The sequence below is a fragment of the Mycobacterium genavense ATCC 51234 genome (genome assembly GCF_000526915.1).
Classification (GTDB): domain Bacteria; phylum Actinomycetota; class Actinomycetes; order Mycobacteriales; family Mycobacteriaceae; genus Mycobacterium; species Mycobacterium genavense.
On sequence record NZ_JAGZ01000002.1, the window covers coordinates 196,900 to 211,013 of the forward strand.

Annotated in this window: 11 protein-coding genes and 6 pseudogenes; 8 read left to right on the forward strand and 9 right to left on the reverse strand. The window is 64.5% G+C overall.

From position 1 onward, the window contains the following. Positions 1–92: 92 nt before the first annotated feature. Both glgX and T428_RS25910 read right to left on the reverse strand, forming a co-directional pair. A pseudogene (gene glgX, locus T428_RS25905) lies at positions 93–2,249 on the reverse strand (glycogen debranching protein GlgX). Positions 2,250–2,343: 94 nt separating this feature from the next. Further along, positions 2,344–3,525 (reverse strand): annotated as a pseudogene (locus T428_RS25910) (zinc-dependent alcohol dehydrogenase). 114 nt (positions 3,526–3,639) lie between these two features. Here T428_RS25910 and T428_RS35285 point away from each other — a divergent pair. Together T428_RS35285 and T428_RS35290 are read left to right on the forward strand one after the other, a co-directional pair. Then, positions 3,640–4,218 (forward strand): FAD-dependent oxidoreductase, encoded by a 579-nt coding sequence (locus T428_RS35285; RefSeq protein WP_281173691.1) that lies wholly within the window; start codon positions 3,640–3,642, stop codon positions 4,216–4,218. Further along, positions 4,179–4,799 carry an FAD-dependent oxidoreductase gene (locus T428_RS35290; RefSeq protein WP_281173692.1) on the forward strand — a complete coding sequence of 207 codons (621 nt, stop codon included), beginning with the start codon at positions 4,179–4,181 and terminating at the stop codon, positions 4,797–4,799. The genes T428_RS35285 and T428_RS35290 overlap by 40 nt, the downstream gene beginning before the upstream one ends. Here T428_RS35290 and T428_RS25920 read toward each other — a convergent pair. Further along, positions 4,796–5,506: pseudogene (locus T428_RS25920) on the reverse strand (GAF and ANTAR domain-containing protein). The gene T428_RS35290 and the pseudogene T428_RS25920 overlap by 4 nt on opposite strands. A 159-nt stretch (positions 5,507–5,665) precedes the next feature. On the opposite strand from T428_RS25920, the gene T428_RS0105645 reads away from it, so the two are divergent. Beyond that, positions 5,666–6,013: a hypothetical protein gene (locus T428_RS0105645; protein WP_051465136.1), complete on the forward strand. Its 348-nt coding sequence runs from the start codon at positions 5,666–5,668 to the stop codon at positions 6,011–6,013. A gap of 9 nt (positions 6,014–6,022) precedes the next feature. Here T428_RS0105645 and T428_RS25925 read toward each other — a convergent pair. Continuing rightward, positions 6,023–7,814 (reverse strand): annotated as a pseudogene (locus T428_RS25925) (glycoside hydrolase family 15 protein). A 4-nt stretch (positions 7,815–7,818) separates the two neighbouring features. Here T428_RS25925 and T428_RS34090 point away from each other — a divergent pair. Both T428_RS34090 and T428_RS34095 read left to right on the forward strand, forming a co-directional pair. Next, positions 7,819–8,700: pseudogene (locus T428_RS34090) on the forward strand (aminotransferase class I/II-fold pyridoxal phosphate-dependent enzyme); the annotation flags it as partial. Positions 8,701–9,099: 399 nt separating this feature from the next. Continuing rightward, entirely contained in the window at positions 9,100–9,297 is a 198-nt protein-coding gene (locus T428_RS34095; protein ID WP_245604830.1) for an Orn/Lys/Arg family decarboxylase, read from the forward strand. On the opposite strand, the gene T428_RS0105660 is transcribed toward T428_RS34095, so the two are convergent. Beyond that, on the reverse strand, positions 9,294–9,650 hold the full coding sequence (locus T428_RS0105660; protein ID WP_025735701.1) for a MerR family transcriptional regulator: 357 nt from the start codon (positions 9,648–9,650) through the stop codon (positions 9,294–9,296). The genes T428_RS34095 and T428_RS0105660 overlap by 4 nt on opposite strands. 140 nt (positions 9,651–9,790) lie before the next feature. Here T428_RS0105660 and T428_RS0105665 point away from each other — a divergent pair, with 140 nt between their 5' ends. Continuing rightward, a complete protein-coding gene (locus T428_RS0105665) occupies positions 9,791–10,240 on the forward strand; it encodes an Hsp20/alpha crystallin family protein (protein WP_025735702.1) in 450 nt (149 codons plus the stop codon). A gap of 232 nt (positions 10,241–10,472) precedes the next feature. Further along, positions 10,473–11,142: pseudogene (locus T428_RS25935) on the forward strand (PAS and ANTAR domain-containing protein). 27 nt (positions 11,143–11,169) lie between these two features. Here T428_RS25935 and T428_RS0105675 read toward each other — a convergent pair. The 4 genes from T428_RS0105675 to T428_RS35650 form a co-directional block, all read right to left on the reverse strand. Then, the gene (locus T428_RS0105675; protein WP_025735703.1) at positions 11,170–11,397 is read right to left on the reverse strand and encodes a hypothetical protein; all 228 of its coding nucleotides are present in this window, start codon (positions 11,395–11,397) and stop codon (positions 11,170–11,172) included. A gap of 139 nt (positions 11,398–11,536) precedes the next feature. Then, positions 11,537–11,965: a pyridoxamine 5'-phosphate oxidase family protein gene (locus T428_RS0105680; RefSeq protein ID WP_025735704.1), complete on the reverse strand. Its 429-nt coding sequence runs from the start codon at positions 11,963–11,965 to the stop codon at positions 11,537–11,539. Between the two features lie 40 nt (positions 11,966–12,005). After that, complete coding sequence (locus tag T428_RS35645; protein ID WP_342666159.1) at positions 12,006–12,662, reverse strand: MFS transporter; 657 nt, start codon at positions 12,660–12,662, stop codon at positions 12,006–12,008. 26 nt (positions 12,663–12,688) lie between these two features. Then, positions 12,689–13,087, reverse strand: a complete 399-nt coding sequence (locus T428_RS35650) for an MFS transporter (RefSeq protein WP_025735706.1) — start codon at positions 13,085–13,087, stop codon at positions 12,689–12,691. Between the two features lie 74 nt (positions 13,088–13,161). On the opposite strand from T428_RS35650, the gene T428_RS0105695 reads away from it, so the two are divergent. After that, positions 13,162–14,013 carry an MlaD family protein gene (locus tag T428_RS0105695; RefSeq protein ID WP_084298636.1) on the forward strand — a complete coding sequence of 284 codons (852 nt, stop codon included), beginning with the start codon at positions 13,162–13,164 and terminating at the stop codon, positions 14,011–14,013. The last annotated feature ends 101 nt before the right edge of the window (positions 14,014–14,114 follow it).

Sequence of the window (14,114 nt, forward strand, 5' to 3'; positions counted from 1 at the left end):
TTCGCCCTCTCCTGTAACGTGCCCGCTGCAGGCACAGCGTATCTAGCAGGGACGGCACGGGTAACCGCCGGGCGGCTGTTCGGCCGGGAGGCTCAGGACTCGTTGGCCGACAGCTCCTGCAGCACGACGGCGGTGTGCGGTTCCACGGTGAGCGTGCCCCCGCCGGGAACTTCATCTGCGGGCGTGGTCTCCTCCGGCCCGGTGTACACCACCAGATTCCACGTGGCTCCGAATTCCTTTGGCGGAAGCGTGAATTCGAGTGCCTCGTAGTGCGCGTTGAAACACAGCAGGAACGAGTCGTCGAGCACCCGCTGGCCCCGCGCATCGCGGTCGGGGATGCCGTGACCGTTGAGAAAGACCGCGACCGATTTCGCGAAACTCGCGCCTCAGTCCTTGTCGGTCATCTCGTCGCCGTCGGGGCCGAACCAGGCGATATCGGGCAGGCCGTCGCGGCCGCGGCGGCCCACCGGCTTGCCGCTGAAGAACCGCCGCCTGCGAAACACCGGGTGGCTCGCGCGTAGCGTCGACACCATGCGGTTGAACTTCAGCAGGCCGGTGTCGGCATTGGCCCAGTCGATCCAGGTGAGCTCGCTGTCCTGGCAGTAGCCGTTGTTGTTGCCACTTTGCGTGCGACCGAGCTCGTCGCCATGGCAGATCATCGGGACCCCTTGCGACAGCAGCAAAGTGGTGATGAAGTTGCGTTGCTGACGAGCGCGCAGTTCGTTGACACCGGCGTCGTCGGTCGGCCCTTCGGCGCCGCAGTTCCACGACCGGTTATGGCTCTCGCCGTCGTTGTTGTCCTCGCCGTTGGCCTCGTTGTGCTTCTCGTTGTAGGAGACCAGGTCGCGCAGCGTGAACCCGTCGTGGGCGATGACGAAGTTGATCGACGCCACCGGTCGGCGCCCGGTGTGCTCGTAGAGGTCGGCCGAGCCGGACAGCCGGTAGGCGAACTCGTCGAGCGTGGAAGGCTCGCCGCGCCAGAAGTCGCGGACGGTGTCGCGGTATTTGCCGTTCCACTCCGTCCACTGCGGCGGGAAATTGCCCACCTGATAGCCGCCGGGCCCGACGTCCCACGGTTCGGCGATCAGCTTGACCTGACTGACCGTCGGATCCTGTTGCACGAGTTCGAAAAACGTCGAAAGTTTGTCCACGTCGTAGAACTCGCGGGCCAGCGTGGACGCCAGGTCGAACCGGAACCCGTCGACATGCATCTCGGTCACCCAGTAGCGCAGCGAGTCCATGATCAGCTGCAGCGAATGCGGATGCCCGACGTTGAGGCTGTTGCCCGTGCCGGTGTAGTCCATGTAGTACTGCTTGTCGTCGTCGACGAGCCGGTAGTAGGCGGCGTTGTCGATCCCCCGCATGGACAACGTCGGTCCCAGGTGGTTGCCCTCGGCGGTGTGGTTGTAGACGACGTCGAGGATCACCTCGATGTCCGCCTCGTGCAGCGCACGCACCATCGCCTTGAACTCCTGCACCTGGACACCGGGAGACGAACCGGTGGAGTACTTGAAGTCGGGGGCCAAAAACCCAATCGTGTTGTAGCCCCAGTAATTCGACAGACCCCGCTCGACCAGGGTGGAGTCGTTGGCGAAGTGGTGCACGGGCATCAGCTCGATCGCGGTGACGCCCAGGCTTTTGAGGTGCTCGATGATCACCGGGTGCGCCACCGCGCCGTAGGTGCCACGGATCTGTTCGGGAATGTCGGGATGGGTCTGCGTCAGCCCCTTGACGTGTGCCTCGTAGATGACCGTGTCGGCGTACTCGTGGCTCGGGGGGCGATCGTTACCCCAGTCGAAGTAAGGGTTGATCACCACGGACTTGGGCATCGACGGCGCGGAGTCCTCGTCGTTGCGACTGTCGGGATCGTTGAAGTCGTAGCTGAACAGCGCCTGGTTCCAGTCGAAGGTTCCGTCGATGGCCTTCGAATACGGGTCCAACAGCAATTTGTTCGGATTGCACCGCAGCCCTTCGGCGGGCTGGTACGGGCCGTAGACGCGGTAGCCGTAGCGCTGACCGGGCTCGATGGCCGGTACGTAGCCGTGCCAAACGAAATAGTCGACTTCGGGCAGGGTGATCCGCGTCTCGGCGCCGTCGGCGTCGAACAAGCACAGTTCGACCCGTTCGGCCACCTCACTGAACAGCGCGAAGTTGGTGCCCGCGCCGTCGTAGGTGGCCCCCAGCGGGTATGCCTTACCGGGCCACAGTTCACCGGTGGGCGTCGGAACGGGCGCGTCGGCTGTGGTCATGGCGCACTTGATACCCGGGACATGCGGCAATCAAACAATCATTCGAAACGCCATAAGGGACTTACTATTTCGCGACTCTTGGCCCTTCGCCCGCTCATGGCCTGAGCATAACCTTTACGGCGCCGTCCTGCTTCTTCTGGAAGATGTCGTAGCCGTGCGGAGCCTGGTCGAGCGGCAACACGTGGGTGGCGAACTAGTCGACACCGAGCGGGTCGTCGTCGGTCAACAACGGCATGATGTCGTCGACCCATCTCTTGACGTTGGCCTGCCCCATGCGCAGAGTCACCTGTTTGTCGAAGAGCGTGAGCATCGGCAGCGGATCGGCCATGCCGCCGTAGACGCCGACCAAAGAGATCGTTCTGCCGCGCCGCACGATGTCGATCGCGGAGTACAGCGCGTTCAGCCGGTCCACGCCCGCGGTCTGCAGCATCCGCTTGGCAATGACATCCGGCAACACCGCGGTGGCCTGTTGAGCGGACTTGGCAACCGGGGAACCGTGCGCTTCCATGCCCACCGCGTCGATCACCGAGTCCGGACCGCGCCCATCGGTCAGGTCGCGGATCGCGTCACCGAGAGAATTCTCCAGCCGCCCCAAATCGATGGTGTGGATGCCGCGCTTGGCGGCGCGTCCCAATCGCTCGGGCACCAGGTCGACGGCGATGACCCGGTAGCCGAGATGGTCGGCGATGCGGGCGACCATGTCGCCGATGGGCCCCAGCCCGAGGACCGCGACGGTACCGCCGTCGGGGATGTCGGCATACGCCACCGCCTGCCAGGCGGACGGCAGCACGTCCGAGAGGTAAACAAACCGCGAATCTGGCGGGCCCACAGGCACTTTGATGTGTGTGAATTGCGCCTGCGGAACACGAAGCAGCTCGGCCTGGCCGCCGGGGACTTCGCCGTAGAGTTCCGAGTAGCCGAAAAGCGCTGCCCCCATTCCTTGTTCACGCACCTGGGTGGTCTCGCACTGGGTGAAAAGCTGCTGGTGGCACATGTGACAGCTGCCGCACGAGATCTGAAACGGGATCACGACGCGGTCGCCGACGCGGAGATCGCCGGTTTCCGGTCCGGTCTCGCGGACGATCCACATCGGCTCGTGACCCAGGATGTCACCCGGCTTCATGAACGCCCCGAGAACTTCGTAGAGATGCAGGTCGGACCCGCAGATGTTGGTCGACGTGACTTCGATGATGGCGTCGGTGGGCTGTTCGATCTTCGGGTCGGGCACCGACTCCACGCGCACGTCGCGTTTGCCTTGCCAGGTGACAGCTTTCATCGCCACTCCTACCAGAACGGTCGCTCCGTTGGAATTGCTGGCGCATACCAGTCTGCGGCCGTCCGAAACGACCAACAGGGGTTCATCCCCGTCGGACGGGGGTACCACGCCGAAGTGGCCGAGTCGGGATTGATCGTCGTGGGCAGTGGGCCCGCCGGCCTGGCCGCGGCGGAGACGTTTCGCGAACACGACAGTCACCGACCGGTACGGATCCTCACCGCCGATCTCGATCTGCCCTACGCCCGCCCCCCGTTGAGCAAGGAATACCTACGCGGGGAGACCGACGACGTCGCATTGCACGACGCGGCGTGGTATGACGACCGGGCGATCGAGCTGATCACCGGTGCGGCGGTTGCCCGGCTGGACCTTGGTGAGCATGCCCTCTATACCGGCGATCGACGACATGTGTTCGACACCTTGATCCTGGCGTGCGGCGCGGCGCCGGGGCCACCACCGGTTCCGGGCGGCCGGCGGGCGCTGTTGCTGCGTTCGCTCGCCGACGCCACCGCGCTGCGCAACGCCGCCGACACCGCCGCCTCCGCGGTGGTGATCGGCTCCGGATTCATCGCCTGCGAGGCGGCCGCATCGTTGGCGTTGCGCGACGTATCGGTGACTTTGGTTGCCCCCCCCAACCACTTCCACAAGAAAGGCGGTTGGGTACCGAGGCCGCTGCGCGCCTGCGCGATTTGGTGATTCACGCCGGAGCCCGCCATGTCGGTGGGGTTGCCGTGAAGGAGATCACCGACGCCGGCCCGCGACTGGACAACGGCGTAACGATCGACTGCGATCTCGTGCTAGCCGCGACGGGAGTTACGCCGCAGAGTGCCATCGCGGCCGAGGCGGGTTTGGAGATTCGCGACGACCGCATCGTCGTCGGCTCCGACATGGCCACCTCGGCGGCCGGCGTCTACGCCGCGGGCGACGTGGCGCTGGCCCGGCACGAGGTCGCGGGGCGTCACCTGGTCGTCGAGCACTGGCAGGACGCGGCCGAGCAGGGCGCCGTCGCGGGTGCGTGCGCGGCGCGATGGCTCACCAAATGGGTTGGCGTGCCGGGATTTTGGACGTCAGTGGGAGGTGCCACGCTGAAGTACCACGCCTGGGGAGACGGCTACGAGCACAGCGAGCTGCGCGACCATCCCGGCGGCTTCACGGTCTGGTACTCGTCCGGCGATGCGGTGGTCGCAGTCCTGACCTACAACCGCGACGAAGACTACGAACGCGGCGAACAGCTGATCGCCGAACGTCGGCCCGCACCCTTCTCGATCGAGGACTAGTGACGATGCCGGCGCTTGAGCGGATGTTCGCTTTCGATCAACGCCGCGGCGAGATCGATCAGCTTGGTGTTGGATTGCTGCGATAGCCGGGTGAGGAGTTCGAATGCCTCCACGGAATCGATGTTGAAACGCTCCATGACCACGCCCTTGGCTTGGCCGATGATGTCCCGCGACGCCAGGGCGCTGCGAAACTGATCTTTGCGCCGCATCATCGACCACGCCAGCGCGACGTGGGTGGCGAACACACCGCCGAGCTCGATCGAGTCCTGGCTGAACGCATGTGGTTGCTCGTCATAGAAGTTCAGCGCCGCGGTGGTGCCACCGTCCACGAACAACTCGTAGGACAGGATCGACCGGATCGGCGTGTGCTCGAGCGCGTACTGCTGGTAGTGCGGCCAGCGTGCGTCGGTGGCGAGATCGGCAATGTGCATGACGTGGTGCTCCCATGCGGCCGCGACACATGGCCCTTCCCGATAACGGTCCTGAACGGCATCAAGGTCGGTTGCGTAATGATGTGTCGCGGCGATGTTGGATATCCCCGCGCCGCTGTCGGCAACGGTGATCCCCGCGTATCGGCAGCCCTCGACGCGATGAGCCCCGTTGTCGATGAGTTCACGCAGAACCGCGGCCGTATCGGTGCCTTTACGCTCAAGAGTGGCAACAAGCTAGGCAAGCTGGGCAACGATCGAGCTGTTCTTGTCCGGCATGTCCCACCCCCTTACGGGCGCGGGGCCACCTGTCACGGGACGATCGGTTACCGGGCGCCGAGGTGCACTGCCGCAAGCATAAGCCGCTCGACACCATGTCTCATCCCTGGGCCAGTCCCTGGCCAGCGGCCAAACGAACTCGAAGCCGCGACTCGTTTAATGCCCTGCCGCGCCGGGCAATCGGCGAACGTGGATAACAACGACGACGAGATGCTGGAACAGTCGGAAAGCCTGGACTCCGACGAGGTTCGCAACGACGACGGCGACGAGGTGGTCGACCCACCCAACCGGTGGATCGATGCCGACGACCACGAGTCGCTGGACGACAAGCTCGCGGCGGAGAACTCCGAAAATCCAGGCGCGGACGAATCAGGCGATTACGGTCGGCCCGAGGTAATCGGCGACGACGAGCTGGATCGGATGGAAATCAACGATTACGGGCGCACGCGGGGTCAGGTCGACGGCACGCCCGAAGACGGTGACTCATTTTTCGACGTCGAGAAGTGATCGCCCGGGTCAGCTGCCGGGTGAGGTGAGACGATGCGCGGTCTCCAGCAACAGCGCGTGCACGAACGCCTGCGGCAGGTTCCCGCGCAATTGATGCTGCCCGACGTCGTATTCCTCGGCGAACAGCCCGGGTGGACCGCACGCGGTCCGATTGGGCTCGAATAATCGGACCGCCGCAAGGGAGTTGCCCTGCTGGTGTTCTGCCAGTGCCGTCAAAAACCCACACAGCAGAAATGCACCCTCGGCCTCACCGAGCGGTCGATCGTCCGGGCGGAATCGGTAGACGAAACCTTGCTCGGTCAATTCCCGGCGCACCGCGTCGAGCGTGGCGACGGTACGCGGGTCGTCCCGGGGAAGCGCGCCCCGAATGGAGGGCAACACCAGCGCCGCGTCGACGCGCGAATCCCCTTGAGCCCGTTGCCATCTCCCACTGGGATGCAGACAGTTCGAGCCGACGTCGGCGATCAACCGATCGGCCAGGCGCTGCCATGACACGGCCGATCGCGGTGGCACCGACGCAGCGATACCGCGCAGCCCTGCCGCGCACATCAACCGGGAATGCGCCCAACGCCGATCGTCTAGCTCCCAGATCCCGGAATCCGGTTCACGCCAACGCTGTTCGATGGTCTGCACCAGTGTCTCAACGGCTTGCCAGTGCGAGGCATCGAGACGATCGAGGCGCGCCGTCGCCGCCAGCAGCAGCAGCGCCTCGCCCTGGACGTCCAGTTTGGAATTGGCGTGACACCCGGTTGCCGGTTTTGGCTACGCCACCGGGGTAACCGGGCAGGTCAAGGTCCTGTTCGCGGGGCGGTGGCATGCCGTCGACGGAATAGGCCGGCTTGAGCCGCGGGCCGTCGGCCACAACGCGTGCGCTGACGAACCGGACGGCGTCGTCCAGCAACGGATAGGCCCCGGCGGCGGCTGTCGCCTGCCCGGCGTAGCACTGGTCGCGAATCCAGCAGTATCGGTAGTCGTAGTTGCGGTCCTGGTCGGCCCGCTCCGACAACGAGGTCGTCGCCGCGGCGACCATTCCGCCGTCATCGCCGGTCAGGCCGCGTAGCACTGCGTAGGCGATCTGTGCGTCGACGTCGGCCAGGCTGTCACCGAAGTCCGGAACCGCTTGCGCCCAAAAGCTTTCGGTAGCCATCCAGGACTGGATCGCCCGCGCCGGTGAGGCGTCGAGTTCGTGGTCGGACAGTTCGAGGACCAGGTCGTGATCGCGTCCGGGCACGACGTCGAGCAAAGCGTGCAGCGCACCGTCAGCCTCGACGCGCACACCGTCGACGGCCGTCCAGCGGAATCGGCAGGGTCCAGATCGACCCCTCCACACCGGAATCCCGTCTTCCTCGCTGCAAGAGTGATCAGACATCGCGTGGGCGCCGAAGTCGGCACGCACGTCCAGGGTGATGTGCATGCGCGCCGGCCCGTCCACGGCATGAATTCGGCGCAATAACACCGCAGCGTGGTGGTCGCTCGGCATCGCCAGCGCCTCGCGGCATTCGACGATCCCGTCGTTGGTCACCCATCGTGAAACCCAGATCAGCGAGCGCGGTAGGTAATAGCCACCCCAGACGAAGCGCGGCTGGTCGGGTGCCACGGCGTAGACGCCGGGGCCGCCGAGCAAGGAATTGAACACCGCCCCGTTGTGCCAGCGCGGCAAGCACATCCAGCAATAGTCGCCGCATGGCCCGACCACCACGCCGCGTTCACCGTCGGCGAGCAACGCATACTGCCGCAACACATGAGGGGGAAACCTCGCGGCCGCGGGCTGCCCGGTGCCCGGTCGCCGGATTGGAGCCATCGGGGTGGGGTACCCCGTTGACCATGGATCAGTCGCAGGCCCCGTTGCTGGGGCACTGGCCGACTACCACCGTAAAAACCGGTACGGCTTCAGCCCACCCGGGCACCGCCAAGGAGCCGGCGCCGACGAACGCGTGCTGGCCGTGTTGGGCAAGGAGCCGTTCCGCGACGACGTGCTGGCCACGGGCGGCCTCGACGATCGCCGGGCGGGCGGGAAGTTTCTGGCACGCGCCGAGGAATTGATGGCCGACGCCGTGGGTGCCGAGACAGCCTTCTTCTCGACGTGCGGCAGCTCGCTGTCGGTGAAGGCCGCGATGATGGCCGTCGCGGGCGGGGCGGATGGCGGGCTGCTGGTCCCCCGCGGCAGTCACAAATCCATCGTGGCGGGCCTGATCTTCTCGGGGGTGCGGCCCCGCTGGATCACCCCGCGCTGGGACAGCGAGCACCACTTCTCCCATCCCCCCGCACCGGAGCAGGTGCGGGGGGATGGGAGGAACACCCCGACGCGGCCGGGGCCCTGATCGTCAGCCCCCAGCCCGTACGGCACCTGTGCCGACATCGCCGCCATTGCCGACGTCTGCCATCGCCGCAACAAACCACTGATCGTCGACGAGGCCTGGGGCGCCCACCTTCCGTTCCACGAGGATCTGCCGACGTGGGCGATGGACGCCGGTGCCGACGTCTGCGCGGTCAGCGTGCACAAGATGGGTGCGGGATTCGAGCAGGGGTCCGTCTTCCACTTGCAGGGTGACCTGGTCGACCCGACCCGGTTGTCCGCGTGCGCCGACCTGCTGATGACGACCAGCCCCAACGTCATGGTCTATGCGGCCCTCGATGGTTGGCGGCGCCAGATGGTCGAGCGGGGCCACGATCTGCTCGGTGCCGAGCTCGACCTCGCCCGCGACCTGCGGGGCCGCCTCGCCGAGATCGCCGACCTGCAGGTGCTCGAGGACGAGCTACTGGGCGCCGAGGCGTCCTGCGATCTCGACAGGACGCAGGTGCTGATGGACATTGCCGCGACCGGCACATCGGGATACCAGGCCGCGGACTGGCTCCGGGAAAACCGCCACATCGACTTGGGCATGAGCGATCACCGACGCGTCCTGGCCACCATGTCGTTCGCCGACGACAAGCAGACCACCGACCGCCTGGTAGCCGCGATGAACGAATGGCGGCAAGCGGCAAGGGGTTTTGATCGGCCGCCCTCGCTACAACTGCCGTCGCCCGCGGACTTGCAGCTCGAGACCGTGTGTCTGCCCCGTGACGCGTTCTTCGGGCCGACCGAGATGGTGCCCGCGGCGCGGGCCGCCGGTCGCATCTCGGCCGAGCAAATAACGCCGTACCCGCCCGGCATCCCAGCGGTCGTGCCGGGCGAGCGTCTCGATGAGGCCGTGATCGACTACCTGCGTTCGGGTGTCGAGGCGGGTATGACGCTGCCCGACCCCGCCGATGCGACGGCGCAACAATTCCGGGTCGTCGCCTAGGTCGCTTTGTCGCGCTTGGCTCGCACGGCGTCACGCAGGGTGCGGTTGCTCGAGCGCAGATCGGTGTTGGCCGCGGACAGCTCCGCGTTGTCGTCTTCGAGGCTGAGGATTCGGGCAATGCCGGCCAGGTTGACCCCGGCGTCGACCAGCGCACTGATCCGCCGCAGTCGGGCTATGTCGTCGGCACTGTAACGCCGGGTTCCGCCCTCGCTGCGCGACGGCGTGAGCAGGCCGTAGCGCTCATAGAGACGAAGCGACTGCACGGCGATGCCGGACAGTTCGGCAGCCACCGAGATGCCGTAGACCCCCTGATCGGACGACGGTGCACCGGTGGCCCCCGACGGGTCAGCCATCGAGCACCTCCTTGCTTGCTCGCATAGAAAAACTGTTATCACACTTGCGGTAATTTGTCGACGGTGCTATATAAAACCTATGCCTCAAGGCATAGATCAAGTGAGCCCACAGCAACAGATTGGAGTGAGAAATGGCTGCAATGCTGATGCGTACCGACCCCTTCCGCGAACTCGACCGTTTCGCCCAACAGGTACTGGGCACGGCCGCCCGTCCTGCGGTGATGCCGATGGACGCGTGGCGCGACGGCGAGGAATTCGTCATCGAGTTCGACTTGCCGGGCATCGACGCCGATTCGCTGGACATCGACATCGAACGCAACGTGGTGACCGTACGGGCCGAGCGCCCCGCCGTCGACCCCGACCGGGAGATGCTGGCCGCCGAGCGGTCACGCGGAGTGTTCAGCAGACAGCTGGTGCTCGGTGAAAACCTGGACACCGACAAGATCGAGGCCTCCTACACCGAAGGCGTTCTGCGCCTGCGCATCCCGGTGGCCGAGAAAGCCAAGCCGCGCAAAATCACCGTCGGCCGGGGCAATGGACGCCAGGCCATCGACGACCATGCCGCACCACGGGAGGTCATCAACGCCTGATCGTCCGCGGGGGCGGCGGCCCGCTTGCGCGACCGCCGCCCCCGCGGGTAAAACTGCTGAGTGGGACCGGTTATGTCAGTTGAAACGACCGGGGCGCTGAACAGTCAGCGCCCCCGATATCGACGTCGTGGCTTCGCGAGTTCCCGCATGTTTTCCTTACCCCATCAACGATGCACGCGCGGCACCGGCCGGTCGAGTCCAGTGAGCTGAACCCGAGGAGACGAAGTCCGCAATGAGTTGGGACCTCAACGGCCAGTCGGCCGACGTCGAACAAGCCCTGGCCGGCGGTGTGCCGCAGCGGGCCAGCTGGTTCCGGTTCTACTTTTCCGACCAGCACTGGGAATGGTCCGAGCAGGTGCAACGGCTGCACGGGTACGAGCCCGGCAGCGTTACCCCGACCACCGAGCTCGTGCTCTCCCACAAACACCCGGACGATCGCAGACAGGTCGCGGCCACCATCGATCAGATCCTCAACAACCGGCCAGGCGTTCAGCACCCGCCATCGGATCATCGACACCGGCGGACAGGTGCGCCACGTGGTGGTCGTCGGCGACCAGCTACACAATGACCAGGGCGAGGTGATCGGAACACACGGTTTCTACGTCGACGTCTCCCCGCTGCCCGACCGAGAGCGTGAAGACCTCGTCACCGCGCAGCTGGCCGAGATCGCCGAGCAGCACGCCGGCATCGAGCAGGCGAAAGGGATGCTGATGCTGGTCTACGGCATCGGCGACGACGCGGCCTTCGACCTGCTCAAGTGGCTGTCCCAGGAAGCCAACATCAAGCTGCGGCTGCTGGCCGAACAGATCCTCGGTCCACGTCCCAGCTCACAGTCGGACTACGACCACCTACTGATGACCGCGCACGAGCGCGTCGACCCCACAATTCGATCAAGATCGTAAAGGGTAGCCTACGATTTGCCAAGGGCACTACGACTTCTTACTCGGAATGACGATAACGACGATCAAGGTGAGGATCGAGAAGAACAGCCCGAGAAGTCCCCATCCCAAAGGATTGCGGCCTTTCATCGCGGCAATGAGACCACAAACTATCGCGGCAATCACGCTGCCAATGGCGACGAAGATGCCCTTAGTCCCACGCAGAATGAGGCCTGCGGCAAGCGGATCCGAACTGGCAAGTATCACCGAATGCAACATCTGAGGTCCTTTCGTCAGGAGAAGTCGTTAGGGAATACCCTCATGACGGCGCACCAAACCGCAAATACGCGGGGCACCTCGGTGCTCGTGTTGCCGCCCGGAATGACGGGGCTTAGCCGTTTGCCAGGGGGGAACGCGCTTAGAGCCCGTCGGAGAAATCGGCGGTGATCCAGCGGTCCGGACGCACGGTGAACAACACACTCTCCTGATTGGCGATGCTGCTCACGAATGCGCGGCCGCCCTCCTCGTCGAGGTAGCGGATCGCGATCTCTTCCCGGACGTCCAGCGACGTGGGCCTGGTGGTCTCGACCACGGTGCCCTCGACGACCACATATTGATACGGAAGATCTTCCCGCTGCACGACGAGCGTCACCACCCCGGCCCGCTCGATGAGCTTGGCCTTACGCGACGAAGCTCCGGTGTTGATCCGGATGTTTCCGCCCGGCGCGTAGTCGTACCAAATGGGGACGCTCGCCGGCGGACGGCCGTCGTCGGCGGCCACCGACAAGACGCCGACGTGCTTGGCTTGGAGGGATTCCTGACGCTCGCTCTCGCTGAAAGAATCCATGGCCGGGGGGAACGCGCCAGCCGCGCCACGCTATTCCCGATCAGTTGGTAAACAAAGCCGGGATCTTCGCCACCACCTCGTAGAGGCCATAGGTGAAGGGGACGCCCACCCACAACCGGCTGACCAAGCCCAGCAGCTTGACGCGGGGCGATGTCGCCGTGACCGTTTGATCGCTCATTGTGCAGCTTCTCCAGAAATCACGCACTCGGGCTTTCGCGTATCCACCGTCGAGACAATGAAGCCGGGCGGCCCGGGGGGGGGGGGTACGAATCAGCTCGTTGCAGACCACGCCGATCAGCAACAGGATCACCATGATCATGAACGACCACCGGTAACGCTCGGGGCCGACCACATGGGCGGCAATGCGGTTGTCCGCGATCGCATTGACGATCACCGGTCCCAGCACACCCGCGGTCGACCACGCGGTGAGCAGCCGGCCGTGGATCGCCCCGACTTCGAGGTAGCCGAACAGGTCGCGCAGGTAGGCGGGCACTGTCGCGAACCCCGCGCCGTAGAACGACAAGAGCAAGATGCATACCACCAAAAACAATGGCTTGCTTGCGTTTTGCGCGATGATCAACACGGCGTAAAGCATCGCCCCCAGGCCGAGGTAGAGCCGGTACATGTTCTTGCGGCCGACCGCATCAGAGGCCGCGGACCACAGCAAACGTCCCGACGAGTTCGCCAGCGAGAGCATCGCGACAAATCCCGCCGCGGCCGCGGTCAATGCCGCGCGAGACCCGGCATGGGAAAGTAGTCCCGATAGATCGGTGCGGCCCGTTCCAGGATGCCGATTCCCGCAGTGACGTTGAAGCACAGCACAATCCACAGCAACCAGAACTGCGGGGTCTTGATCGCTTCGTTGGCGGTGCGATCGGGCCCGGCGGCATGCGGCATCTTCGACGCGGCGACCCGGACGACGGGCGGGTCCCATTCGTGCGGTGGAACGCGGATCAGCAGGACTCCCAACGACATCAAGACGGCGTACACCCCACCCATGACCAAGAACGTCGCCGCCAGGCCGTGCCGATCGGTGCCGAACCACTTCATCAACTCCGACGACCACGGAGAGGCGATCAGTGCCCCACCGCCGAAGCCCATGATGGCGAAACCGGTCGCCATCCCCGGGCGGTCAGGGAACCATTTCATCAAGGTGGAAACCGGTGAGATGTTACAAACCTCCCGGCCAAAGCAAAATGGTCACTTTCTACACCGCGGATGCCGCAGCGATTCGGCCAGGTGACGAAGTGCGAATGGCGGGTATCCGGGTAGGAACGATCGAGAATCTCTCGCTGGAACCAAACCGGGTGCGGGTACAGCTGCACGTTAAAGATGGGGCGTTTGTCGGTGACGAGTCACAGGTGGATGTCCGCATGCTCACGGTAGTCGGCGGTTACTACGTGAACATCAATTCTATTGGCGACACCCCCTTGGGCGCTGAGCCGATTCCACTAGAACGCGTGACGATGCCCTACAACCTGATGCAAGCCCTTACCGATACGACCAAAGCCACCCAAAACGTCGATCCGAAGCCAATAAACCAATCCCTCAACGAAATACAACAAGGGCTCACAGGTACAAATGTGGAAGCAATTTCGACTGCAATCGATGCCGGGAACTCTCTCATGTCGACCATAGAGAAGCAAAAAGATCAGGTGTCCGCGATTCTAGATGTGATCAATGAATATATGTGGACCCTGAATAATCATCGCGATGAAATTGTCAGATTAGTCCGGAAGATGTCGATCGTGACGCAGACCCTTGTGCTCTACGGCAAGGGACTTGAGGCGCAGATCGATGGGCTAGGCGAAGCGCTGTTGGTAATCAAACCGGTTGCAGACTCGTATGAAATCCATCGACTCGAACTAATCGAAAGGATTCGGCAGTATCAGCATAGAGCTCGGATGTTTGTGGAACGTAACGGATTGACGGTGCGCGCCCTACAGCGAGCGCAGAACCTGTTCGACCGAATCCTTGACGCCCAGAATGCAAGACCCGCGCTGTTGGCTGCCGACTTGTGCATTCCGATACCAGGGAGTCCATGCTGATGCGCACATCGAGGGTGTATCGAACCTACCGGGGGGTTTCGGCATCGCTGGTCATGTCAACCTTGGTTTTCCCTTGTAGCTCCTGCGCGCCGAGCAGCGCC